Origin of the sequence: Thiovibrio frasassiensis (genome assembly GCF_029607905.1) — a bacterium.
Lineage (GTDB): Bacteria > Desulfobacterota > Desulfobulbia > Desulfobulbales > Desulfurivibrionaceae > Thiovibrio > Thiovibrio frasassiensis.
Genome location: NZ_JAPHEH010000001.1, coordinates 1,095,992 through 1,118,663 on the forward strand (window position 1 = coordinate 1,095,992; position 22,672 = coordinate 1,118,663).

The window sequence follows — 22,672 nt, forward strand, 5'->3', positions numbered from 1 at the left end:
CTTCGGCTTCAAGGGATTGAGCCGTGTTCCCGTCCAGACAGCCGGGCCTGCATCAGTCGGTGCCCCGCACCAGGGCGGTCAGGGTTCGCACCGTTTCCTTCATCTGTTCCGCCTGCGCGTTCAGCTCTTCCGAGGCGCTGGCCGTTTCTTCGGCAGTGGCCGCGTTCTGCTGGGTCACCGTATCCAGCTCGGTAACCGCCAGATTCACCTGGCCGACCCCGGTGGCCTGTTCCTGTGAGGCATTGGCGATCTCGCTCATCAGCATGGCAATCTTGGCGGTGCTCTCGGCTGCTTCCCGGAAAGAGAGGTTGGTGGCCGACACCAGTTTGGAGCCTGCCTGCACCTTGCTCACCGTGCCCTCGATCAGCCCGGCGGTGTTTTTTGCCGCCTCCGAGGCCCGCATGGCCAGATTGCGCACCTCGTCGGCCACCACGGCAAAGCCGGCCCCGGCTTCCCCGGCCCGGGCCGCTTCCACCGCCGCATTCAGGGCCAGCAGGTTGGTCTGGAAGGCGATCTCGTCAATGGTTTTGACGATCTTGGAGGTCTCTTCGCTGGCCTTGGCAATCTCACCCATGGACTGGGTCAGCAAGCCCATGGATTCATTGGCCGTGTCGATCACTTGTCGGGCCTCGCCCGCCAGGGTATTGGCCTGAGCGACATTGTCGGCGTTCTGTTTGGTGACGGCGGCTATTTCTTCCAGGGAGGCCGAGGTTTCCTCGATGGCGGCGGCCTGATTCCCGGCGCCGTCCGCCAGGGACTGGCTCACGGAAGAGACCTGGCCCGCCGCTGCGTTCACCTCCGTCGCGCCGTTGGTCAGCTCATCGCTGATCTGTTCCAGGGTGCCTACGATGAGCGAGGAAAGATAGGCCGCCATCAAAACGCTGAGGGCAATGACGATCAGGGCCGAGCTTGCGGTGCTGATCAGCGAGGACCTGCCCTCCTGCATATGGCTGTCCGCCAGGGCTACAAGATCCGCCCCGAGCCAGGTTTCCACCTCTTTCATCAGTTCGATTTTTTTGGTTATGGTGTCAAACCAGTGCTCCGGTTGGATGCCGAAGCCGCCCTCCAGATGTCTGTCCAGGGCGACGGTCTCCATGGCGGCAACCTCCCCCACTGCCGGGGCGGTCATCTTTTCCTTGTAAAATTCCTTGGCTTGGTCCTCGGCAAAGGCCTGAAAAGTATCGAGAAAAACCTTCTGGGCCGAGAGGATTTCCACGCATTGCCGGTACATCCCGGGGGCGAAGCTGTCGTTGGCAAAGGTGTTGCTCAGCACCGCCCGCTCGATTCCCATTCGTTCCTTGGCCTCCACAAAATTGTAGTAGGCGGTGAGGGCCTTCATGATTTTCTGGTCCGGGCTGGTCCGGGCGATCATGGGGATGGTGCTCAGAAAGTCATGGATCACCCCGGTGTAAAAACCGATGGCCTCGGATCCGGCAATGGCCTGGGCATCGACCTGCTGGCGGAGCGTGGTGATTGTGCCGATTCCGGCCAGCGCGGTTTGCAATTTTTCGCGCAGGGCGGGATCTGCTTTGTCGGCCTTGGAATGGGCGAGAAAATCCTGGAGCGCCGCGATCCGTTGGTCGGTTTCCCCGCGCTGGGCCGGAAGGCGGTCCGCGAATTTCAGCCCCTTGCTGCCGAGAAAACCGGCGGTCATGCCCCGCTCCTTCTGAGCTTCGTGGGCAATCTCCGTGTTGAGGGCGGCGATGGCGGCCAGCTCCTTGAGGGACTCGGCTTGCCGGAGATTGGTGTAGCTCTCGGCGCTGTTGAGGAGGAGACTGGCGACCAGAAACAGCAGAGGCAGACAAACAAGCAGCCGCAACATGCCTTTGATGGTGAGTTGTTTGACGAAATTCATGGGCGTGGGATCCTTGTGGTCTGGTGTGCGTTTCCCCTCAACGTGATCACCGTAGCATGCCCACGAAACAACCGAACTGACTTAAGTCAAGGCTGAGTGATGTTCTCTGGAATTATCAGCATATTATCGCGACTGCAGGGGAAGCCCCGCACCCTTCCAGGCGCTGATGCCGCCCCCCAGGTTATAGATCTCCCCGTACCCCTTCCCGGAAAAATACTGGCCCACCGCATAACTGCGCCCGCCCACGGCGCAGATCAACAAAAGGGGCTGCCCGGTGGGCAGAGTCATTCTGCCTTGGGCCAGTTCGCCAAACGGCATGAGCTGCGAGCCGGCAATGGACCCCTCGTTCAGCTCCTGCGGCGAGCGGACATCCACCAGCACCAAGTCCTTGCGGCTTTCGATGAGGGCCTTGGCCTCCGGCGGGGACAGGGAGCGGAAGATGGGAGGCGCTTCTGAACCGGCAGGGACCTCTTGGTTTTCCGGCGGGTTATGGTCGGAGCAGGCGGCGGTGAGCAGAAGCAGGATCAGGACGGCGCTCAGGTGGAGATATCGTTTCATGGGGGGCCAATGGCTCTCAGGTTGTGCTGATTTGCTTTAAAGCGGCGAGCACGGTCTGGATCTCGGCTTCGGTGTTGAAAAAGCCGGGGGAAAGCCGCAGGGTGCCCTGGGGAAAGGTCCCGATGCTGCGGTGGGCCGCAGGCGCGCAATGGAGCCCGGCCCTGGCCATGATTGCGTAATTGCGGTCGAGGAGAAAGGCGAGATCGGATACGCTTTTGCCTGCCATGGTCAGGGAAACGGCCGAGCCTCTGTTGGCGCTGGCCGCTGGCCCGTGCACGGTGATGCCTTCTATCTGGCTTAACCCCTCCAGCAGCAGCCGGGTGAGATGCGCTTCGTGGCGCCGGATCGTTTCCCGGCCGGTTTTTTGAATAAAGGCCAAACCCGCGGCCAACCCGCCGATCCCGAGGGTATTGGGCGTTCCCGACTCAAAACAGTCCGGCATCTGTTGCGGCTGCTCCTCGAGTTCCGAATTGCTGCCCGTGCCGCCCATCTTGAGCGGCGGGGCCATAATCCCTTCCCGGAGGAGAAAGCCGCCGGTGCCGGGGGGGCCGAATAGCCCCTTGTGCCCGGTGAAGGCGAGAAAATCGATGCCCATCCCCTCCATCTTGAGGGGGAAAACCCCGGCGGACTGCGCCGCGTCCACCATCAGCAGCGCCCCGCCCTTGCGGACCCCGATGGCGGCAAGATCGGCCATGGCACCGGTCACATTGGAGACATGGTTGATGATGAGCAGCCGGGTTTTGTCGTGCAGGTGGTTGGGGATATCGTCCGGATCGATACCGCCGGTGATATCGGTGGGGAGAATCTCAAGGCGGATGCCCCGGGTTTTTTCCAGGTACCGCAGGGGGCGCATCACCGAGTTGTGTTCCATGCCCGTGGTCAGCACGTGGTCGCCGGGTTCGAGCAGCCCGAAAATCCCTACGTTAAGGGCCTCGGTCACATTGCTGGTGAATGCCACCCGGCTTGAGTCCGGGCAGTCGAAAAATTCGGCAATCCGTTCACGCGCTTCGAAGATCACCCGGCTGGCGGCCAGGGAAAAGCGGTGCGCCGAGCGGCCGGGGCTTAAGGAAATCTCCTGGATCAGCCGGTGCATGGCCTCTGCCACCTCCGGGGGCTTGGGAAAGGAGGTGGCGGCGTTGTCGAGATAGATGGGGGAAGATGAATCGGGCATAATGAGGGGGGAAGAGGTCTGCCGCCTTCAGTAGGGGCTGGCCACTTTGTTGGCCTGGGCCATGGCGTCCATGATTTCGAACATGTTGGTGACCTGGCCCACCAGCAGGGAGTCCTTGAGATGCAAAAAATCCAGGCAGGTACCGCAGGAATAAATTTCCACCCCCAGATCGGCCAGCTCGCGAAGGGGCGCGATCAGGTCGGATTCGGAGGCGGTGATTTTCACCCCGGTGTTGTAAAAGAAGATCTTGCCGGGCAGAGGGCTGAGGCTCTTGATCGTCTTGATATAGGCCCGCATGAGGATGTTGCCCAGTGCATCGTCGCCCCTGCCCATGGTCTCGGCGGGAATGACGTAGATCAAGGCGTTGCCGGGCAGGTCGCAACGGTACTCCTCCTCCGGGGCTGGCGTCTTGGCCGCGCCTTCATCTGTACCCTTGCTGATCGTGATGTGGCGGGTCTCTCCAGAGGAGCGAACTGCCACTGCGCACCCCATGCTTTTGCCGAAGCGTTCCAGGTTGCTTTGGGCTGCCTCGTTGTCAACCAGCACCTCCACCGAGCCTTGGCTCAGAGAGTCGAGCAGCTCTTTAGCCCGGATCACGGGTTGCGGGCAGGCCAAGCCCCTGCAGTCGAGGACCGTATTCATAGTGTGCCTCTGGCTACCCTTCAGTCGTTAAAGCTTATCTGGCTGACCAGATCGCGAATGATGTCCTGGGCGGCTGGGGCAAGCTCTGGTGCGGCGAAGCCGGTGTCGTAAAAATCAGGATTGATATCGTTGGAGCTCCACATGCTCTTGGCCTCGAAATAGAGATCCTTTTGCGAGAAATATCCCTCCGGCAGCATCATCCGCAGCCTGTAGTTCCGGTTGGTGGGAATGCGCTGCTTGCTCACCAGTTTGAGGCCGCTGGTGGTCAGATCGACGAGGTGTCCGAGGAGTTCGTTGGCGTCATCATCGTAGACCTCAAGGTAGTAGACAAGGTGTCTGCGCTTCAGGGACCGGGTTTCATCCGCCATGCTATTCTCCTAGGGGGCTGGGTTGGCAATGCAGGCCAGCATGTACTCGATGACCGCCTGAGGATTCATGCTGGAAGAATCGACAATAATCGCGTCCGCTGCGGGCTTGAGCGGGGCGTGCTCTCGCATGGAGTCATCATAGTCCCGTTTGCTGATCTGGTCCAGAATTTCCTGATAGTCAACACTTTGCCCTTTTTCCGCCAGCTGCTTTTGCCGGCGACGGGCCCGTTCCTCGGCCGAGGCGTTGAGAAAGAACTTGCAAAACGCCTTGGGGAAGACCACCGTTCCCATGTCGCGGCCCTCGGCGACAATTCCGCCCTCTTCTCCCAATTGTCGCTGCAGGGCGGTGAGCTTTTCCCGCACCAGCGGGTGGGCGGAAACCCGCGAGGCAACCATGCCCATCTCCGGGGTGCGGATGGCCTGGGAAACATCCTCGCCATTGAGCGCCACCCGCACATCCTCATCGCCGTTGGGGCTGAGGGTCAGCTCGATGGCGGCCAAACATTGTGTCAGCGATTCCGTGTCGGCCAGATCGATCCCCTGCCGTTCCAGAGCCAAGCCCACGGCCCGGTACATGGCGCCGGTGTCCAGATAGGTAAAATGGAGCTTCGCGGCCAGCCCCCGGCTGATCGTGCTTTTTCCGGCGCCCGAGGGGCCGTCGATGGTGATGATCCCCTTTGGCTCAAACACGCTCCACCTCGCCCAGGGCTGTGGTCAACGCCTTGATGAAGCGTTGGTTTTCCGCGGGCAGCCCCACGGTGATCCGGATATAGGTGGGGTAGCCGTAGGCGTTCATGGGCCGGACGATGACCCCTTGATGGAGCAGGGCTTCGTAGAGTTTCTTGCCGTCGGCCTTGACATCGATGAGGAAGAAATTGGTCTGGGAGGGAAAGGCGTGGCAGCCGAGTTTTTCCACCTCGCGGCTCAGCCAACTGATCCCCTCCCGGGTAAAGGCGATGGTTTTCTCGTAATGTTCGTCATCGCTCAAAGCGGCCAAGGCGCCTGCCTGGGCCGGGAGATTGACGTTGAACGGCTGCCGGACCCGGTGCAGATAGTCGGCGATATCGGCGTGCATCAAGCCGTAGCCCACCCTTAAGCCGGCCAAGCCGTAGGCCTTGGAAAAGGTGCGCAGGGCCACCACCGGCACCCGGTGTTTGAGGAAGTCCCGGGCATCGAGCCGCAGGCTCGGCTCGACAAAATCCACATACGCCTCGTCCAGGGCGACGATCACCTGATCCGGCACCTTGTCGAGAAAGGCTGCAAAGGATTCGTTGCTGAATACCGTGGCGCAGGGGTTGTTGGGGTTGTCGAGAAAGATGAGCCGGGTCTTCTCGTTGATCTGGCGCGCGATTTCGTCCAGGTCATGGTGCATGTCGACCAGGGGCACCACCCGGTTGACGCCGCCCTGGGCCTGGACCGCCTTCTGGTAGACGAGAAAGGTGGGCTGACTGGTGATCACCTCTTCGCCCGGAGCGAGAAAGGCGGCGATCAGCAGCTGGATCACTTCGTTGGAGCCGTTGCCGAAAACCAGCTGGTTGGGGGAGACGCCGATTTTCTCGGCCAGGGCCTGGGCCAGGTAGTAGCAGCTGCCGTCGGGATAGCGGTGCAGGTTTTTCAGGCTGTCGGTCACGGCGGCAACGGCCTTGGGCGACGGGCCCAGGGCGTTTTCATTGGAGGCCAGTTTGATGGAGCCGGTGATGCCGTACTCACGCTCCAACTCTTCCAGAGGTTTGCCCGGAGGATAGGGGATGAGGCTGGCGATATTGTCGCGGACAGGGAGTTTCATGGGGTAAATCCTCACTTCTCGGACAGGGCCACGAAACCGGTGAGGAGTGTACGATCCCTCCCTGGACCCCGTGGCTAGTTTCTTTTATAATTGCGGTTTGTTCCCTGCAAGACCGAGGCGTTGTTCCAGGGCATAAGCGGCCCGGAAGATTTTTTCCTCACTAAAATGAGAAGCCTGGAGTTGGAGGCCGATGGGCAACCCGCTGCTGCTCATCCCGCAGGGCACCGACATGCCGGGCAAACCGGCCAGATTGGTGCAAATGGTCAGGATATCGGAGAGATAGACGCTCAGCGGGTCATCGATCTTTGCCCCGATTTTCCAGGCCGGCGCCGGCGTGACCGGGGAGACCAGCAGATCGCACTGGCTGAAGGCCTTGGCGTAATCTTGCACGATCAGGGTGCGGACCTGGGAAGCCTTCTTGTAGTAGGCGTCATAATAGCCGGAAGAGAGGGCGTAGGTGCCGATGATGATCCGCCGTTTTACCTCCTCGCCGAAGCCCTGGGAGCGGCTGTGGCGGTACATCTCCAGCAGCTCGTCCTGGTCATGGTCGCGGAAGCCGTATCGGACCCCGTCGTAGCGGGCCAGATTGGAGCTGGCCTCGGCCGGGGCGATGATGTAGTAGGCCGCCACCCCGTATTCGGTGTGGGGCAGCGAGATCTCCACGGTTTTACCCCCCGCCTCTTCGAGCAGGGCTATGCCCCGGCGCACGGCCTCATCCACCTCGGGGTCAAGACCGGCCCCGAAGTATTCCTTGGGGATGCCGATGGTCAACCCCTTGCAATCGGGGGCAAGAGCCGCGGTGTAATCCGGGACCTTCTGGTTGACCGAGGTGGAATCACGCGGGTCGTAGCCGCTGATGGCGCCCAGCATGATGGCGGCGTCGCGCACATCCTTGGCGAGCGGCCCGACCTGATCCAGGGACGAGGCATAGGCCAGCAACCCAAAGCGGGAGACCCTTCCGTAGGTGGGTTTGATCCCGACGATGCCGCAGTGGGAGGCGGGCTGGCGGATGGAGCCGCCGGTGTCCGAGCCCAGGGAGGCGATGCATTCGTCCGCCGCCACCGAGGCCGCCGAGCCGCCGCTGGAACCGCCGCAGACATGGGCGAGGTTCCAGGGATTTTTCGGTGTCCCGTAGGCGCAGTTTTCATTGGCCGAGCCCATGGCAAACTCATCCATGCTTACCTTGCCGAGGATCACCGCGCCATTGTTGCGGAGTTTTTCCACCACCGTGGCGTCGTAGGGGGGGATGAAGGGTTCAAGGATCTTGGAGCCGGCAGTGGTGCGCAGCCCTTTGGTGCAGAGGACATCCTTGATGGAGAGGGGGATGCCGCACAGGCTTCCGCCCTCGCCCCGTTGCCGCTGGGTATCCGCGGCCGCGGCTTGGGCGAGAGCGCCGTCGCGGTCCAGGGTGATATAGGCGTTGACCTTTGGTTCCACCCCGTCGATGCGGTCAAGCACCGAACGGGTCAGCTCCAGGGAGGAGATCTCTCCGGAGGCAAGGAGATCCTGCAAGGCATGAATGGTTAAGGCGTGGAGTTCCATAATGCACCGTACCGCTGCTGATTTTCCGGATGTCCGCTATTGGCGCGGAGAGCGCGAATAAAAACGGACCTCGGAAAGGAGGTCCGTAACGGGCAGGCAAACACGTATTTCGTTGCCGTTAACACTGACTGTCACGGCGTCTAAATAACCTTGGGCACCACGAAAGCCTCGCCGTTCTGCAGCGGACCATTGGCCAAGGCTTCTTGCTGGGGCAAGGATTCTCGGGTTTCATCTGCGCGGAAGGCATTATGGATGGCCAGGGCATGGGTCGTGGGCTGAACAGAGGTGGTGTCCAGCTCGCCCAGTTTTTCCACATAGCTGAGAATGCCATCCAGCTGCAGGGTGGTTTTTTCCACCTCTGCTTCCGACAGGGAAAGCCGCGCCAGTTTGGCGACATATCGTACTTCTTCCGGGGTGATTTTCATGCTCTGATTTGTAACGTATTCAGCCGGGCAAGTCAATCCCTGATGGCTTTGCAAGAGGGGATGATGAGACAGGTCCGCGATATAAATTTAAAGAAGCCAAAGTGGCCACTGTCGCCGGTGGTTTTTACTTCCTGTTGGAAGCGCGGCTGTTGCGAAGTCTGCGATTTCAACAATGCCGTGCGGGGCTTGGTCGTTTTCCCGCGAAGCCCAGAGGGTTAGTTTGTGCTCATTTTCGCTTGGTTCTCGAGAACCTCGGTAAAGACCCGCACCACCTCGGGGTCAAACTGGCTCCCGGCGCAGCGCCGCATTTCGGTAATGGCCGCCTTGAGCTCCAGGTTCTGTTTGTAACTGCGCTTGGAGGTCATGGCGTCATAGCTGTCCGCCACGGTGATGATCTTGGTCAACAGGTTGATCTCATCGCCACCCAAACCGTCGGGATACCCCTTGCCGTCCATGCGTTCGTGGTGGTGGCGGACGAGGAAGAGCTCTTCTTTCATGAAGGTCAGGGGCTTGATGATGTTGGCCCCGACCTCCGGATGTTTTTTCATCAGCAGCCATTCTTCATCGGTGAGCGGCCCGGGTTTGCGGATGTAGTTGACATCCACCACCAGCTTGCCGATGTCGTGCACCTTGCAGGCCCGATCCAGGACGGTCATATCGTCCTGCCCCAACCGCATGGCCCGGCCAATCTCCATGGCATAGAGATTGACCCGGGTGGTATGGCCCGCGGTATACATGTCCTTTTCTTCCAGGGCGGTTTGCAGGGTGAGCATGGTGTTCAGGGCGGAGATTTCCAGATTTTCGTTGTATTCTTCCAGCAGCCTGTTTTTTTCCGCCAGCTCCTTGGTTTTGTTGCGCACCTCGGTTTCCAGGTTTTCCTTGTAGGCCTTCTCCTGGAGGACGTACATCCGTTTTTCAATGGCCCGTTTGACCTTGATGTTGAAGATGTCCAGATCTTCGATGGGCTTGGGGATGAAGTCGTAGGCCCCCAGGTTGATGGCCTTGACCGCATACTCCATGGAGCCCGCGCCGGTGAGAAAGATCACCGGGATCCCGTAATTCCGCTCGTTGATGAACTTGAGGGTTTCAAAGCCGTCCAAGCCGGGCATGTTGATGTCGAGGATGATGAGATCGAAATCGCCGTTCAGGGCTGCCAGGGCATCTTCGCCGCTGGCGCAGGGTACGACCGAGTGGCCGAACATGGTGAGGATCTTGTAGACGGCCTCCCGAACCAGGGTGTCGTCGTCTGCGATGAGGATTTTTGCCTGTGCCATGGTGAAGTGATCCTTAGGGGTGTGTATAACCACGGCCCGTCTGGCCGCAATGACTATCATTTTTATAACACAGAGTTTCCTTTAAAAAGTCCAGTGTTTTTTTGCCGTAGCCAGGGCCGCATCCAGTGCGGGTAAGGCCCTTTTTGTCTGGGTTAGGGCGGTGCATGCCGCGGGGCTGAGTTCTCCCGTTCCGGCCATTTCATGGAGGCTGGCCAGCACGCCATCGGCAAGGCCTTGCAGAAAGTAGCCTCCCTCCAGCACCAAGACCAGCCTGCCATCGCAGAGTTCCGCGGCCAGGTCGACCATCACCTTGGTCATGTAGGCAAAGCCGGTGGTGGTAACCGCCATGGTGCCAAGGGGGTCGGAGACATGGGTATCGTAACCGGCGGAGACCATGAGGCAGTCCGGCTTGTACTGGCGGGCCACCGGGGCAATGAGCTCGTTCATGATTCGGGCAAAGTCCTGATCGCCTTGGCCGCCTGGCAACGGGACATTGAGGGTGTAGCCCTTGCCCTTGCCCGCGCCGGTTTCCGCAAGGGAGCCGGTGCCGGGATAATACGGGTACTGGTGGGTGGAGCAGTACAGCACCTCGTCGGTGTCGTAAAAGGAGTGCTGGGTGCCGTTGCCGTGGTGCAAATCCCAGTCGAAGATGAGGATCCGCTCCATGCCGAGATGTTTCAGGCCATAGCGGGCGCCGATGGCGACATTGTTGAACAGGCAGAAACCTCTGGCGATGTCCGCTTCGGCATGATGTCCGGGGGGACGCACTAGGGCTGCGGCATTGTCGGCCTGGCCGGCGGCCACCAGTTTGAGGCCGGTGATCACCGCACCGGCGGCAAGCACCGCCGCCTCGTAGGAACGGGGCGAGGTGTGGGTATCGGGGTCCAGCGCATCGAACTGCTTGCCCGCTGTTTCGGCCACCCGTTCGATGTAAGCGGGGGTATGGTTCAGGGCCAGATCATCGTAGCCGGCAGGCTCGCATTCGGGGAAAAGATAGGCCCCAGTCTCTTCCGGCCGGGCCAAGGCCTGGTAAATGGCAGTAAGGCGCTCCGGGCTTTCCACGTGGTCGTAACCCGGATCATGTTCAAGAAAGAGCGGATCCTTCAGAACCGCGGTTTTTCGGCGCATGGTGTTTGTTTCCTTAATAGTGTTTTGGCCATCCAGATGACGACATTATTGTTGTACACGGCTAAACTGGATGGTGCGGGTTTCGGTGACAAGATAATCGAGCTGCTCATCGTGGTTTTTAAGGGGCACCGCCGCAACCACCTGGAGATCAAAGGCCAGGCCGATCCGCAGGGCCTGGGGCGCCGCCGTCTGGAGAAAGCGGTCATAATAGCCGCCGCCGTAACCCAGCCGTCCTCCCTTGGCGTCAAAGACGCTGCCCGGCGTCACCACCACCTCGATGGAGGCAGGGTCCACCAGGGGCAAAGATTCTAATGGTTCCGGAATGGAGCAATAGCCCGGGGCAAGATCCCGGATTATATCGGTGATGGCATAGGGCAGCAGTCGGTGTTCCGCAGGCAGGGTCAGGGGCACGCTCACCGTTACCCCCCTGTCCAGGCAATGCGTGATGAGCCCCAGGGTTTCCACTTCGCTCCGGAAGCTGACATAGGTGAAAATGGTGCGGGCAGCGGCAAATTCCGGCAGAGCGAGAAGGCGTTCGGTAATAGCCCGGCTTTTACGCTGTCTTTCTCCCGCCAAGAGGGTATCGCGGGCGGCCAATATCTTTGTCCGCAGGGTGGTTCGCTCTTCTGCCATTATTGCTCCTTGTCTCAATCCCTCGGATTATAACGCAACAGCGTGCAGAGGCGAACTTTTTTGTTTTGTGCTTTGCGCGGATTGCTGCTTTGCGGTATATTGAAGGAAATGATTAAATTCCAGACGGAAAGAGCGGGAGACGCATCCATGTTTGAAGAATGGCAACGATTGGAGCAGGACGGAATCCCGGTATATGTGCAGCCGGAAAAGCCGGACTGGTTCGTGCCCGATCACCTGGCCGACTGCTTGTTGCAGGAACTGCAACAGGGGGGGAATTATGGTGCCGATAACGAGTCATCTGAAAAAGATCTTTCTCTCCGGAGACTGACGCGCCAACGACTTGTCTCCCAGCTTGGTGACGGGGCGGTTGCTCCGTACCCTGGCCGATACCCACTTCTTGCCCTGAACAGTCTGAAGGAATGCTGGTTTCACCTCACCGACCGCTGCAATCTGGCTTGTCGTCATTGTCTGTTCGGCGCTTCCCCGGCCCAGGCGGCCACCCTTACCCCGGAGGCCTTGGCCCAGGGTATCGGGGAGGCCAGAGATCTTGGTTGCACCCTCTTCTATTTCACCGGCGGCGAACCTTTTGTCTATCAGGGGTTTGTCCCCATGGTGGCCGAGGTGCTTGCTGAGCCAGAGGTCCATGTGGTGGTGCTCAGCAATGGGTTGCTGATCCGGGAACACCTCGGCGCGCTTATATCCTTGCCCAGGGAACGATTCCATCTGCAGCTCAGCATGGATGGGCTGGCGGAGCAGCATGATGCCTTACGCGGCAAGGGCACCTTTGCCGGATTGCTGGAGAATTTGGAATTGCTCAAGGAAGCGGGTTTTCCGGTGACTCTGTCCGTGGCGGTGAACCGGAGCAATGTTGGCGAATTGGCTGAGCTTGTCGCCTTTGCCGCCGATCGGGGGATCGATAATATCCATCTGCTCTGGCATTTTGTCCGGGGCAAGGGGAGTCTGGAGCAGTTCGTCTCCCCTGCCCAGATTCTCCCCGAGCTGATCCGGGCCCAGGAGATGGCGGAAAAATGCGGGGTGCGCATCGACAATGTGGAAACCCTGCGCAGTCAGGTATTCAGCACCCCCTCCACTCGGCATGATCTCTCCAACACGGCTTGGGAATCACTGGCCGTGGGGCCGGACGGCATGATCTACCCCTCTCCAGCCCTGGTGGGCATGGCGGACTTGGCCTGCGGCGCTTTGGCCGATGGGTTGGAAACGGTTTGGCGCCAGAGCCCGGTGCTGGAGAAGATTCGTAAGGCAAGCCTGCTGGCAAGCGAGCGTTATCTGGCAAACCCCTTGCGTTTTTTGGTGGGCGGAGGTGATCTGGATCACAGCTACCTGGCCGGCGTTGCTCTGGTTGGGCACGATCCCTATGTGGAGTTATACAATACCCTGGCCCTTTGGCTGATCAGCAGGCAGGCCCGTCAATATCCCGTGCGCACCCAGGGGGAAATCCTCCTGCGCATGGGCGAGGTGCGCTACGATTGCCCGGATGGTGGGCAGGAGGTGGCGCTCACCCATTGCAACTGCGTGCTCTCTCTCTCCGATGACCAAGGACACGCCATGGTGCGGGAGTTTTACGGGAGGGCCGCCATAACCGCCAACGAGGAGATCGTCAATCCCTTTGCCCCGGACCAGGCCCTGGCCAATTTTATCCCGGCCGATTCCCGGAAGAAATCCTACGGTTGCGGCAGTCCGGTCAAGGATGCCGAGCCGCAACCCGGTGAGGTGCTGGTGGACCTGGGGAGCGGCAGCGGGGTCGAGTGCTTCATGGCCGCAGCCAAGGTGGGGCCATCCGGGCGGGTGATCGGCATCGATATGACCGAGGAGATGCTCCATCTGGCCGGGGTGGCCAAGGCAACGGTGGCGAGCCGACTGGGCTATGACAATGTGGAGTTCAAAAAAGGGTTTCTCGAAGATATTCCCCTGCCGGACACCACTGCCGATGTGGTGATTTCCAACTGCGTGATCAATCTCAGTCCGGACAAGCGGCAAACCCTGCACGAGATCTTTCGGATTTTGAAGCCGGGCGGCAGATTGGTGGTATCCGATATTGTCACCGACGAACCCATTCCGGTGGCGATCAAGAATAACGAGCAGTTCCGGGGCGAATGCCTGGGCGGGGCGCTCAGGCAGGAGGATCTGCTGGCTATGCTTCGGGGGGCCGGATTTGCTGGAGTCAGCCTGATCAAGCGGTTCCCCTATCGGGTGGAAGGCGAAACCCGCTTCTATTCCCTCACCTTTCGGGCCTATAGGCCGGAAGAGGAGCGGAAGGTCGAGGTCATCTACCGGGGCCCGTTTGCGGCGGTGTGGACGGAAAGCGGGGCGCTGCTCCTTAAGGGGGAGCGCACGCAGGTGGCCTTAAGCGAGGCGGAAAGCCTGGCGGAGTCCCTGTTTGTCCTCGATGGGCAGGGGGCGGTGACCAACCTGGCCCAGGAAAATAGCTGCTGTGCGCCATCAAGCGAGGGACCTCTGCGGCAAAGCGGCAGCTGTTGCGACACCGGGCAGAAGGAGGCGCCAAGTAAGATTATTGCCCTTCCCTCTCTGCGCCAGCCCGTTGGCGGCCGGCATCATTCCGGCTGCATGGCCTGCGGCAAGGAGATCGGCTATCTCGCCCATGAGCGGGAGGTTGCCTGCCATTATTGCGGCGGGGTCAAGAGAACCAATGCTGTCTGCGTTGAAGGCCATTACATCTGCGATGGGTGTCATCAGCAGGACGGCCTCTCCGCCATCCGGCTGCTCTGCGCTGAAACAAAAGAACAGGATATGCTGCTTTTGTTGGATACGATCCGCCGCCATCCCGCCATCCCCCTGCATGGCCCGGAACACCATGCCATGGTCCCCGGTATTATCCTGGCCACCTACCGGAACCTCGGTGGCCAGATCAGTCGGGAAGACATCCTTACCGGCATTGAGCGGGGCAGCAAGGTGCCGGGCGGGGTCTGCGGTTTCTGGGGCAATTGCGGGGCGGCCGCCGGGGTTGGCATTGCCTTCAGCGTTCTGCTTGCGGCCACACCGCTGACTCCTAAACCCCGCCAACAGGTGCAGGAAATCACTTCCCGGGTGTTGGGTGAGATCGCATTGACGCAGGGAGCGCGTTGCTGCCAGCGGGAAACGGTCACGGCCCTGCGGGAGGCCGCGCTTCTCTCCCGCCACCTTCTGCCGATATCCCTTCTGGCCGAGGCCGATTTTTTCTGTAAACAGTTTTCCACCAATCGGGAATGTATCGCTGGCCAGTGTTCCTTGTGGCCCAAGGCGGTATTACAGGTAGGGGGCCGACAATGACACCGGGAAGGCATGATAAAAAAGGGGTTGGCAAGGCGGTTGTTTTTGGGTTGTTTATTACCGGCATGATCGGACTGTTTCGCTTCAGCCCGGTGCGGGAATACATTGCCCCGGACTATCTGCAAAGCCTGGTGCATTCCTATGGCCCTTGGGGTCCGGTGGTCTTTGTGCTTCTCTATGCTGGCGGCATCTGCCTTTTTCTGCCCGCCACCATGTTCACCGGCATCGGTGCCCTGTTGTTCGGCACCTTCTACGGGTTTCTCTACAATGAACTGGGCGCCATGCTCGGCGCCTCCATGGCTTTTTTCATCGGCCGGTACCTGGGGCGGGATTTTGCCGCAGGCTTAATCGGCGATCGGCTGAAAAAATACGATGACCGGATCGCCGCCAACGGTTTCTCGACGGTGCTCTACCTCCGATTGGTTTTTTTCCCCTTCACCCCGCTCAATTTCGGCATGGGTCTGACCAGGGTGACCTTTCGGGAGTATTTCTTCGGTACCCTGTTCGGCATCATCGCCGGCGGCTTCGTCCTCACGTTCTTTTTTGCCACCCTGGCCGAGGTGTGGAGATCCGGCGACTGGTGGCAGCTGCTGAGCTGGAGGACTCTTTTTTCTCTGGCCCTCTTTGTCGGCTCCTTCTTCATCCCCAGGGTGATTCAAAAAATCAAGCCCGAGGCGGCAGGCTAAAAGAAGGAGTCGTGTCATGCCTGAACTGCCTGAAGTGGAAGTGGTCTGCCGGGGCCTTGCTCCCTTGGTGCTCAAGCGGAAAATCCTCTCGGTTTCCTTCAGCAACAAGAAGCTGCGCAAGCCGTTCCCCAGGGCCAAGATGTACCGACACGTCGAGGGCGCCTTTATTCTGGGGGTGGAGCGCCGCGCCAAATATATCCTCTTGCGCTTGACCGGCAAGGCGATCCTGCTTTTTCATCTCGGCATGACCGGTAAGATCGGCATCTTTCCCAGCGATTCTCCCCGCCGCAGGCATGATCATCTCCGCTTTTTATTGGATAACGGCAAGGAGATGCGTTTTAACGATGTGCGGAGGTTCGGCTGTGTCGAGGTGTATTCGGAAAAAGAATTGCAAGAGAGCGATCCCTTTGCCGGTTTGGGACCGGAGCCTTTTTCCGAGGATTTTTCCGCCGACTATCTGCTGGAAAAGGCCCGGGGCAAAAAAACACCGGTGAAGAGTTTTCTCATGGACAACCGGGTGGTGGTGGGGCTTGGCAATATCTACGCCAACGAAACGCTCTTTGCCGCTTGCACCCACCCGCAAACCCCGGTTCATCGTTTGTTGAAGCTGGATTGGCAGCTGATCGTCAACAAGAGTCGGCTTATCCTGAAGAAGGCGATTGCCATGGGAGGCTCCACTATCTCCGATTACGAGAACGTCAGCGGCGAGGCCGGTTATTTTCAACTGGAATTGGCGGTGTACGGACGTCAGGGGCAGCCCTGCACGCAGTGCGGTCAGCCGGTTGTCCGTACTGTCTTGGGCGGGCGGGCCACCTTTTGGTGCCCGGGGTGTCAAAAATAAAGGAGCGAAGGGTTGGTTTTTTTCGGGGGGGAGATAAATTTTTTCTTTACTCGGGCGAAGAGCGGAGGTATAAGGGGGATATTTGTCACCCCTGACCGAGGGAAGAGTTGTCTGGCTGATCCAGGCGTGATCACTGCCAAAGTGTACTGCGCATTGTCGCAATTATTAAAAACACCAAGAGAGGAAGAGAACCATGAAATCTGTAAAAGCAACTGTTGCCCTTGCCCTGATGCTGCTTCTTGCCACCGGCCTGATCGCTTGCAAGAAAGCTGAAGAAGCAGAAGTAGCTGCTCCCGCTGTTGAGCAGGCTGCTCCCGCTGTTGAGCCCGCCGCTCCTGTTATGGAGCCCGCTGCTCCTGTTGCTGCACCCGAGGCTGCTGCTCCTGAGGCTGCTCCTGCTGCTGCTCCTGAGGCTGCTCCTGCTGCAAAGTAATTGCTGTTCCCCTTCCGGGCTGGGTTTTCCCAGCCCGGAAGTTTTCACTTTCTTCCCTCTCCCCTGCAGTTCCTCTGTTCGTTTTCAGAAATAAACGCTAAAGCTCCATGACCTCCAGCAACGCCTTGGCTGCTTGGGCGAGATCCGCTGTGCTGTGGTGGCGGGTAATGGAGAACCTGAGTCGCGCGGTGCCCTCCGGCACGGTGGGCGGGCGAACAGCCGTGGCAAAGATCCTCTCTTTCCGGAGGAGTTCCGCTTTGGCCAGTGCTGCCTTGCTTTCTCCGACCTGAATGGGAATGATCTGTGAGGGACCAAGGTCCGCCAGATAGCCCCCGGCACGCAACATTCCCTTGAAATAGGCCATTTTTGCCTGCAGGTCGTGGCGCAGTTCGGGCTCCTGCTGGATAAGCTGCACCGCGGCCAGGGAGGCTGCGGCTACCGCCGGTGGTAAAGCGGTGGAAAAGACGAAGCTTCTGGCCCGATTGAGCAGATAATCGATCATCTCCCTGTTTCCTGCCACATAGGCGCCATAGCTGCCAAGGGCCTTGCCGAAGGTGCCCATGGCCAGATCCACCCCGCTGCTCACCCCGTCTTCTTCGATAATCCCGCCGCCCTTTGCGCCGAAAACTCCCGTGGCATGGGCCTCGTCCACCATGAGCAGGCAACCGAAGCGCTCCTTGATTGCCACCAGTTCACGCAGCGGGCAGCGGTCGCCGTCCATGCTGTAGATGGACTCCACCACGATCAGGGCCGTGCCGGTGCCCCGTTTTTCCATGAGTAACTCTTCGAGATGATTGAGATCGTTGTGCCGGAAACGGATCACGCGGGCGCCGGAAAGGCGGCAGCCGTCATGGATGCTGGCATGGTTCAGCCGGTCGCTGAAGACGCAATCGTGGCGATTCATCAGGGCGGGAATGATACCGGTGTTCGCCATGTAGCCGGAGCCGAAGGTGAGGGCAGCTTCCTTGCCCTTGAGCGTGGCCATTGCTTCCTCCAGCTCATGATGCACCGCAAGGTCGCCGCTCATCAGCCGGGAAGCCCCGGATCCGGTGCCAAACCGGAGGAGGGCCTGTTGGGCGGCCGCGATGAGGGCCGGGTGTTCGGCAAGGGCCAGGTAGTCATTGGAAGAAAAATCGATCAGCTCCCGGTTTCCATCCCCGGCAAGGGTGAGCCGTCCTTTTGCCCGGGAGCTGACAGGCCGCAGGCTGCGGAGGCCCCCCTTTTCCTGTTGCTGGCTGAGCCAGGTCTTCAGATCGACCATAATTGGATGATATCTTCGGCAAATTTGCGGTCTGCCTCCGGGGAACGTCCCCGCTGGGTGAGATAGCCGCCGATCATCATGCCATCGGCGCCTCCCATGAAGGCGGAGCTTAAAAAATCGCTCAGGGCGGATTCGCGGCCGGCCGCTAAGCGGATGGCTGCCTGGGGCAGGATCAGACGGTAGAGGGCGATGGAGCGGAGGATTTCCGCGATGGGCATGGGCGGCAGTTCGCCGCAGGGCGTGCCGGGCAAGGGGATGAGGACATTGATGGGCACCGAGTCAATCCCGCATTCGGCCAGGGTCATGGCCATGGAGAGTCGATCCGTCTCGGATTCTCCCAAGCCGAAGATGCCGCCGCTGCAGACTGAGAGGCCGACGTTCTGAGCGGCCTTGATGGTTGCGACCCGGTCGGAGAAACTGTGGGTGGTGCAGACCTGGGGGAAGAACTCGTTGGAGGTTTCCAGATTGTGGTGGTAACGGGAAACCCCCGCTTCTTTAAGCTGGCGGAGCTCTGCCTCGCCCAAGATGCCAAGGGAGGCGCACACCTTGATCCCCACTTCTTCCCGGATGGTGCGGATGATCTCCAGCATCTGGGGAAGATCAGCGCTGGCCAGCCCCCTGCCGCTGGTCACCAGGGAGAAACGCCCGGCCCCGTTTTTTTTGGCCTCCCGGGCAGCGGTCAGGATCTGGGCTTTGTCCAGCAGGGGATAGACCGGTGCCTCGGTTTGGTAATGGGCGGATTGCGTGCAAAAACGGCAATCTTCGCTGCACCGGCCTGATTTGGCGTTGATGATGCTGCAGAGAGAAAAGGATGTTCCGCGTCGGGCCAGCTTTGTTGCCAGGGCCTGCCCCATGAGTTCGGCCAGAGGCAGTGCTTGGAGTTCGGTGATGTCGGGCGGCTGGTTCACGGGATGGCCTTGTCTTTTGAAATCAAGCAGCAGCAGGGAGAGGCCTATTTCAGGCCAAAAATCCCGCCCTTTTTGCCGGAAAACGACGGGGTGCGGCTCTCTGTCCTGGGCTTCCGGCTTTTCCCGGTTCTGGGCTTACCGTGCCGGGGAGGAAGGGAAGGCTCGGGCCTGGGGGCGAGATCGGCAGGCGAGCCGCCAAGGGCTTCCTGGTAAAGCTGAAAAAAGAGCAGCCCGTCGGGGAAATAACTCTTCCGTTTCAGCCATGCAGGCCAAGTCTGCTCTGCGCCGTGGCGGACAAAAACCGGGAGGTTGACCAGCAGCGAGGTGATATCCTCTCTGGAGGCCCGCTTGACGTTGAGATGCACCAACTGGGAATCAATCTCCGCGCGGAGATTGCGGGAAAAGACAAAGGACTCGCGGCCTTCGGCAGGCAGGTGTAAGAGATTGAAGCGCGCCTGGGCCCAAGGGAGCAGGAGGGTTGCGAGCAGGAGATGTTCCGGCAGCGGGGTGCCTTCGGAATGCAAACGGTCAATCACCTGGCAGAGGGAGAAAAGCAGTTGGGTTTCCTCCGTGGGTGCTTCCGGCTCGCGACTGATAATCCCCTCATAGCAGGGGAGGAGGAGAAAGAACATCCCGCTGGCCACGGCAAGCCGGCACCAGGGAGCGCAGGCCCCACTGTTCAGATCTTTGAAAAACTCGTCCCGGACCCGGGAATCCGGGCAGAGGCGCAGGGTGTCCAGATTGGCGATAATGGCCTGCCAGGTGCGCTCTTCAATGGTAAAATTGCTTCGGGCCGCGTGGCGGATGGCCCGCATCATGCGAACGGGATCGCGGACAATCCGCCGGTCCGGCTCCCCGACAATGCGGACAATCCGGTTGTTGAGGTCCGCCACCCCGCCGGTATAATCGATGATGGTGAAATTTTCTATTTCATAGAACAGGGCGTTGATGGTGAGATCCCGACGGAAGGCGTCTTCCGCCTCGGAGCCGAAGGTGTTGTTGTGGGCCAGCACCTCGTCCTCTTCCCGTTCGCCTTCTTCAAACTCGCTGCGGCAGCGCAGGGTGGAAACCTCAACGATTTTGCCGCCGAAGAAAAAGACCTGAACCAAGCGAAAGCGGCGGCCGATGATGCGGCTGTTGCGAAAAAGGGTGCGCAACTGCCCGGGCCGGGCGTTGGTGCTGATGTCGAAATCCTTGGGTTTTTTGCCGAGGTAGAGATCGCGTACCGCGCCGCCCACCAAGTAGGCGGAATAGCCCGCGTCCCGGAGGCGGTGCATCACCTTCAGGGCCTCGCGGTCGATATCCTTGCGGGAGATGGGATGATCCGCCCGTGGAATAATGAGGGGTTCCGGCAGGTCGGCCAAGTCAGTGGATGGGTCCATGGGATCTTCCGGGCAGGAGAGCAAAGTAATAATGCTCCTGCTTAATACGTCGCCGCAGGTTCCTTGTACATGGACTCGGCCTGCGAAACAAACTGGTCGAAAACCTCGCGGACGGTGAGGATTTCTTTGATCTTAAAGACGTTTTCTCCGGAAAAAACGAGACCGTCTTCCATGTTGCCCTCGCAGGCTGCGGTGAGGCGGTCGCTGATGCAATACACATGGTCGCATTTTTTCAGGCATTTGTATTTGCATTCCTTGGCTTTGAGGTCGGTATGGCGCAACAGTTTTTCCACAAAGGGGGTCTTGATGGCCCGGCCCGGCAAGCCGACAGGAGACTTGATCAGGGCGATGTCTTCTTTGTGGGCATGGAGCATGGCCTGTTTGAAACTTTCCGCCACCGAACATTCCTTGGTGAGGACAAAGCGGGTGGCGATCTGGATTCCGTCCGCGCCGTATTTGTCCATCATTTCCGCCATTTCATAGCCGTTGGTGATGCCGCCGGCCGCGATCAGAGGGACCTTTTTGACCACCTTGCGGATCTCGGGGAAAAGCTCGCGCAGGGGCACGGTGGTGCCCAGATGGCCGCCGGCCTCTTTGGCCTCGACCACGATGGCCGAAGCGCCCAGTTTCTCGGCAAGCATGGCAAAGGAGGGCGAGGAAACGATGGAAACGATGGGGGTATTGGTCTCTTTGCCGATCTTGAAGATATCCCGGGAAAAACCGGCGCCGGTGACGATCATGTCAACGCCGGCATCGATGGAGCCCTGAACCAAGGTGTAGAAATTTTTCATGGCGAACATGATGTTCACCGCGATGATCCCTTTGGTTGCTGCCTTGGCCTTGCGGATGTCAGCTTGGAGTTCCTCCACCGGAATAGCCGAGCCGCCGATGGTGCCGATGCCGCCGCATTCGGCAACAGGGATGGCCAGAGCCGAGGTAGAAACGCGAATGGACATGCCTCCCTGTACAAGAGGTACCTGGGCGGTGAACTTGCCGATGGTAAGGGGGGGTAGCTTCATGAATGTCTGGTGCTCCGTTTAAATTGAGGAGCCGTTACGAAATAACCATTATTGCTGGAACCATTTCGCTGCGGCTCCTTATGCCGTTCACTGTAGCGCTAGCAGTGCTTCTCGACGGCTAGGGTCGAATGTGCAAGTATGCTTTTTTTCGTTTTTTTTGTCAAGAAAACCTGGCGGGTTCTTGAAATTAAGGAAAAAGGGCATCTCTCCGTGACGTAAACTCAAAAAAAATACAGCTGAGTAGCGGCAATTATTGAAAACGCAGCGTGTTGCGATTTCAATAAACCCTCCGGCTAAAAAAGGGGCTCTCTCACCTCGGGAGAGAAGAATTTTTGCCTTTTTTGTCGTTTTTTGGTTTAACGTAATTCTAATACAACAACTTCGCTGTGGCGCGAAGATGTACCCGATTTTTATTCTTTTCCGCAACATATATATGCGCGGACCAGGGAATGCTGCATGCATATTCACCCAAGCCGCATCGGCTTTGACATCGACGGCGTGGTCGCCGACACCATGGAAGCCTTTATCCGTTTGGCGCGGAGCGATTATGGCGCCAGGGTGCGCCCGGAGGAGATCACCGAGTTTCAGGTGGAGGATTGTCTCGACCTGGACCCGGTGATGGTGGAGACAATCTTTGCCCGTCTGATGGAAGAGCCCATTGCCTGCGGTCTGCGGCTCATGAGTCATGCCCGACAGGTGCTGAGCCGATTTGCGGAGCACGGACCCCTTACCTTCATAACGGCCCGCCCGCAAAAAAAGCCCATTGCCCGATGGTTGAAAAAAGAACTGGGCCCGCAGGTGTATGGGCGGGTGCGTTTGGTTGCCACCGGCGAGCACGACAGCAAGGCTGTCCACATCCGGGAAATGGGCCTCGATTTTTTTGTGGATGACCGGGCCCAGACCTGCTTGCAGTTGGCTCGGGAGGAGGGTATTCAGCCCATTGTCTATCGGCAGCCTTGGAACCAGGGCAAACATGATCTGCCGGAGGTGGAGAGCTGGCAAACCATCCAGGCCCTCTGTTATGGGGAGGGTGCTTGGTGAACCACTGCCCCGCCTGCGGTCAGGCGATCCCTGCCTATAGAAATCCGGTGCCGACGGTGGATATCATCATCCGTTTTGACTCCGGAGTTGTCTTGGTGAAGCGGAAGAATCCGCCTTGTCTCTGGGCTTTGCCCGGCGGTTTTGTGGATTACGGGGAATCGCTGGAGCAGGCGGCGGTGCGGGAAGCGTGCGAGGAAACCGGGCTCGCGGTTCGTCTTGGCCGCCAGTTTCATACCTATTCCGATCCGGAGCGCGACCCGCGGCAGCACACGGTGAGCACGGTTTTTCTTGCCACGGCGGAAGGTGCGCCGGTGGCTGGCGATGATGCGGGCGAGGTCGCGATCTTCCAAGAGGAGTCGCTGCCGCCACTGGCCTTTGATCATGCAAGGATTTTGGGTGACTATTTTGCTGCACAACGAGTTTCCGCCTGA

At 59.5% G+C, this 22,672-nt stretch carries 22 protein-coding genes; 6 read left to right on the forward strand and 16 right to left on the reverse strand.

Going from position 1 to position 22,672, the window contains the following annotated elements; translation table 11 throughout:
• Window positions 1-52 precede the first annotated feature (52 nt).
• The 12 genes from OLX77_RS05185 to OLX77_RS05240 all read right to left on the reverse strand — a co-directional run bounded on the left by OLX77_RS05185 (window position 53) and on the right by OLX77_RS05240 (window position 11,382).
• Window positions 53-1,855 (reverse strand): methyl-accepting chemotaxis protein, encoded by a 1,803-nt coding sequence (locus tag OLX77_RS05185; RefSeq protein ID WP_307632529.1) that lies wholly within the window; start codon window positions 1,853-1,855, stop codon window positions 53-55.
• 123 nt (window positions 1,856-1,978) lie between these two features.
• Window positions 1,979-2,413, reverse strand: coding sequence for a rhodanese-like domain-containing protein (locus tag OLX77_RS05190; RefSeq protein ID WP_307632530.1), 435 nt, complete (start codon window positions 2,411-2,413; stop codon window positions 1,979-1,981).
• A gap of 16 nt (window positions 2,414-2,429) precedes the next feature.
• Window positions 2,430-3,584: an aminotransferase class V-fold PLP-dependent enzyme gene (locus OLX77_RS05195; RefSeq protein WP_307632531.1), complete on the reverse strand. Its 1,155-nt coding sequence runs from the start codon at window positions 3,582-3,584 to the stop codon at window positions 2,430-2,432.
• 27 nt (window positions 3,585-3,611) lie between these two features.
• The gene (yedF, locus tag OLX77_RS05200) at window positions 3,612-4,226 is read right to left on the reverse strand and encodes a sulfurtransferase-like selenium metabolism protein YedF (protein WP_307632532.1); all 615 of its coding nucleotides are present in this window, start codon (window positions 4,224-4,226) and stop codon (window positions 3,612-3,614) included.
• 20 nt (window positions 4,227-4,246) lie between these two features.
• Entirely contained in the window at window positions 4,247-4,594 is a 348-nt protein-coding gene (locus tag OLX77_RS05205; RefSeq protein WP_307632533.1) for a PilZ domain-containing protein, read from the reverse strand.
• A 9-nt stretch (window positions 4,595-4,603) separates the two neighbouring features.
• The gene (gene cmk / locus OLX77_RS05210; protein ID WP_307632534.1) at window positions 4,604-5,284 is read right to left on the reverse strand and encodes a (d)CMP kinase; all 681 of its coding nucleotides are present in this window, start codon (window positions 5,282-5,284) and stop codon (window positions 4,604-4,606) included.
• Window positions 5,277-6,380, reverse strand: coding sequence for a histidinol-phosphate transaminase (hisC, locus tag OLX77_RS05215; protein WP_307632535.1), 1,104 nt, complete (start codon window positions 6,378-6,380; stop codon window positions 5,277-5,279). Before hisC ends, cmk begins: the two co-directional genes overlap by 8 nt.
• Window positions 6,381-6,464: 84 nt before the next feature.
• Window positions 6,465-7,922, reverse strand: coding sequence for an Asp-tRNA(Asn)/Glu-tRNA(Gln) amidotransferase subunit GatA (gatA, locus tag OLX77_RS05220; RefSeq protein ID WP_307632536.1), 1,458 nt, complete (start codon window positions 7,920-7,922; stop codon window positions 6,465-6,467).
• A 140-nt stretch (window positions 7,923-8,062) separates the two neighbouring features.
• A complete protein-coding gene (gene gatC / locus OLX77_RS05225) occupies window positions 8,063-8,347 on the reverse strand; it encodes an Asp-tRNA(Asn)/Glu-tRNA(Gln) amidotransferase subunit GatC (RefSeq protein ID WP_307632537.1) in 285 nt (94 codons plus the stop codon).
• Between the two features lie 215 nt (window positions 8,348-8,562).
• Window positions 8,563-9,621, reverse strand: a complete 1,059-nt coding sequence (locus tag OLX77_RS05230; RefSeq protein ID WP_307632538.1) for an HD domain-containing phosphohydrolase — start codon at window positions 9,619-9,621, stop codon at window positions 8,563-8,565.
• Window positions 9,622-9,702: 81 nt separating this feature from the next.
• On the reverse strand, window positions 9,703-10,749 hold the full coding sequence (locus OLX77_RS05235; RefSeq protein WP_307632539.1) for a histone deacetylase family protein: 1,047 nt from the start codon (window positions 10,747-10,749) through the stop codon (window positions 9,703-9,705).
• 45 nt (window positions 10,750-10,794) lie between these two features.
• Window positions 10,795-11,382 carry a 5-formyltetrahydrofolate cyclo-ligase gene (locus tag OLX77_RS05240; RefSeq protein WP_307632540.1) on the reverse strand — a complete coding sequence of 196 codons (588 nt, stop codon included), beginning with the start codon at window positions 11,380-11,382 and terminating at the stop codon, window positions 10,795-10,797.
• Between the two features lie 147 nt (window positions 11,383-11,529).
• Here OLX77_RS05240 and OLX77_RS05245 point away from each other — a divergent pair, with 147 nt between their 5' ends.
• The 4 genes from OLX77_RS05245 to OLX77_RS05260 all read left to right on the forward strand — a co-directional run bounded on the left by OLX77_RS05245 (window position 11,530) and on the right by OLX77_RS05260 (window position 16,630).
• The gene (locus OLX77_RS05245) at window positions 11,530-14,670 is read left to right on the forward strand and encodes a DUF5714 domain-containing protein (RefSeq protein ID WP_307632541.1); all 3,141 of its coding nucleotides are present in this window, start codon (window positions 11,530-11,532) and stop codon (window positions 14,668-14,670) included.
• Window positions 14,667-15,356, forward strand: a complete 690-nt coding sequence (locus OLX77_RS05250; protein WP_307632542.1) for a TVP38/TMEM64 family protein — start codon at window positions 14,667-14,669, stop codon at window positions 15,354-15,356. The genes OLX77_RS05245 and OLX77_RS05250 overlap by 4 nt, the downstream gene beginning before the upstream one ends.
• 16 nt (window positions 15,357-15,372) lie before the next feature.
• Entirely contained in the window at window positions 15,373-16,197 is an 825-nt protein-coding gene (gene mutM, locus OLX77_RS05255; RefSeq protein ID WP_307632543.1) for a bifunctional DNA-formamidopyrimidine glycosylase/DNA-(apurinic or apyrimidinic site) lyase, read from the forward strand.
• A 193-nt stretch (window positions 16,198-16,390) separates the two neighbouring features.
• Window positions 16,391-16,630 (forward strand): hypothetical protein, encoded by a 240-nt coding sequence (locus tag OLX77_RS05260; protein WP_307632544.1) that lies wholly within the window; start codon window positions 16,391-16,393, stop codon window positions 16,628-16,630.
• A 97-nt stretch (window positions 16,631-16,727) separates the two neighbouring features.
• Here OLX77_RS05260 and bioF read toward each other — a convergent pair whose 3' ends face one another.
• From bioF to OLX77_RS05280, 4 genes are read right to left on the reverse strand one after another with little or no spacing between them, the layout of a single operon-like run.
• Window positions 16,728-17,891 carry an 8-amino-7-oxononanoate synthase gene (gene bioF / locus OLX77_RS05265; RefSeq protein ID WP_307632545.1) on the reverse strand — a complete coding sequence of 388 codons (1,164 nt, stop codon included), beginning with the start codon at window positions 17,889-17,891 and terminating at the stop codon, window positions 16,728-16,730.
• Window positions 17,879-18,799, reverse strand: a complete 921-nt coding sequence (bioB, locus tag OLX77_RS05270) for a biotin synthase BioB (protein WP_307632546.1) — start codon at window positions 18,797-18,799, stop codon at window positions 17,879-17,881. The genes bioF and bioB overlap by 13 nt, the downstream gene beginning before the upstream one ends.
• Before the next feature lie 44 nt (window positions 18,800-18,843).
• Window positions 18,844-20,181, reverse strand: a complete 1,338-nt coding sequence (locus OLX77_RS05275) for a tRNA nucleotidyltransferase/poly(A) polymerase-related protein (RefSeq protein WP_307632547.1) — start codon at window positions 20,179-20,181, stop codon at window positions 18,844-18,846.
• A gap of 41 nt (window positions 20,182-20,222) precedes the next feature.
• Window positions 20,223-21,200 (reverse strand): NAD(P)H-dependent flavin oxidoreductase, encoded by a 978-nt coding sequence (locus tag OLX77_RS05280; protein WP_307632548.1) that lies wholly within the window; start codon window positions 21,198-21,200, stop codon window positions 20,223-20,225.
• Window positions 21,201-21,656: 456 nt separating this feature from the next.
• On the opposite strand from OLX77_RS05280, the gene OLX77_RS05285 reads away from it, so the two are divergent.
• Complete coding sequence (locus OLX77_RS05285) at window positions 21,657-22,241, forward strand: 5' nucleotidase, NT5C type (RefSeq protein ID WP_307632549.1); 585 nt, start codon at window positions 21,657-21,659, stop codon at window positions 22,239-22,241.
• A complete protein-coding gene (locus OLX77_RS05290) occupies window positions 22,238-22,672 on the forward strand; it encodes an NUDIX domain-containing protein (RefSeq protein WP_307632550.1) in 435 nt (144 codons plus the stop codon). Before OLX77_RS05285 ends, OLX77_RS05290 begins: the two co-directional genes overlap by 4 nt.

What these genes read in the sequence shown, in the direction of transcription:
- gatC (WP_307632537.1), bottom strand. Translation starts at nt 8,347, where the DNA reads ATGAAAATCACCCCGGAAGAAGTACGATATGTCGCCAAACTGGCGCGG.
- gatA (WP_307632536.1), bottom strand. Translation starts at nt 7,922, where the DNA reads ATGGAACTCCACGCCTTAACCATTCATGCCTTGCAGGATCTCCTTGCC.
- bioF (WP_307632545.1), bottom strand. Translation starts at nt 17,891, where the DNA reads ATGGTCGATCTGAAGACCTGGCTCAGCCAGCAACAGGAAAAGGGGGGC.
- hisC (WP_307632535.1), bottom strand. Translation starts at nt 6,380, where the DNA reads ATGAAACTCCCTGTCCGCGACAATATCGCCAGCCTCATCCCCTATCCT.
- OLX77_RS05190 (WP_307632530.1), bottom strand. Translation starts at nt 2,413, where the DNA reads ATGAAACGATATCTCCACCTGAGCGCCGTCCTGATCCTGCTTCTGCTC.
- OLX77_RS05285 (WP_307632549.1), top strand. Translation starts at nt 21,657, where the DNA reads ATGCATATTCACCCAAGCCGCATCGGCTTTGACATCGACGGCGTGGTC.
- OLX77_RS05230 (WP_307632538.1), bottom strand. Translation starts at nt 9,621, where the DNA reads ATGGCACAGGCAAAAATCCTCATCGCAGACGACGACACCCTGGTTCGG.
- OLX77_RS05240 (WP_307632540.1), bottom strand. Translation starts at nt 11,382, where the DNA reads ATGGCAGAAGAGCGAACCACCCTGCGGACAAAGATATTGGCCGCCCGC.
- OLX77_RS05185 (WP_307632529.1), bottom strand. Translation starts at nt 1,855, where the DNA reads ATGAATTTCGTCAAACAACTCACCATCAAAGGCATGTTGCGGCTGCTT.
- OLX77_RS05235 (WP_307632539.1), bottom strand. Translation starts at nt 10,749, where the DNA reads ATGCGCCGAAAAACCGCGGTTCTGAAGGATCCGCTCTTTCTTGAACAT.
- mutM (WP_307632543.1), top strand. Translation starts at nt 15,373, where the DNA reads ATGCCTGAACTGCCTGAAGTGGAAGTGGTCTGCCGGGGCCTTGCTCCC.
- yedF (WP_307632532.1), bottom strand. Translation starts at nt 4,226, where the DNA reads ATGAATACGGTCCTCGACTGCAGGGGCTTGGCCTGCCCGCAACCCGTG.
- OLX77_RS05245 (WP_307632541.1), top strand. Translation starts at nt 11,530, where the DNA reads ATGTTTGAAGAATGGCAACGATTGGAGCAGGACGGAATCCCGGTATAT.
- OLX77_RS05195 (WP_307632531.1), bottom strand. Translation starts at nt 3,584, where the DNA reads ATGCCCGATTCATCTTCCCCCATCTATCTCGACAACGCCGCCACCTCC.
- OLX77_RS05260 (WP_307632544.1), top strand. Translation starts at nt 16,391, where the DNA reads ATGAAATCTGTAAAAGCAACTGTTGCCCTTGCCCTGATGCTGCTTCTT.
- OLX77_RS05250 (WP_307632542.1), top strand. Translation starts at nt 14,667, where the DNA reads ATGACACCGGGAAGGCATGATAAAAAAGGGGTTGGCAAGGCGGTTGTT.
- OLX77_RS05275 (WP_307632547.1), bottom strand. Translation starts at nt 20,181, where the DNA reads ATGGACCCATCCACTGACTTGGCCGACCTGCCGGAACCCCTCATTATT.
- OLX77_RS05280 (WP_307632548.1), bottom strand. Translation starts at nt 21,200, where the DNA reads ATGAAGCTACCCCCCCTTACCATCGGCAAGTTCACCGCCCAGGTACCT.
- OLX77_RS05205 (WP_307632533.1), bottom strand. Translation starts at nt 4,594, where the DNA reads ATGGCGGATGAAACCCGGTCCCTGAAGCGCAGACACCTTGTCTACTAC.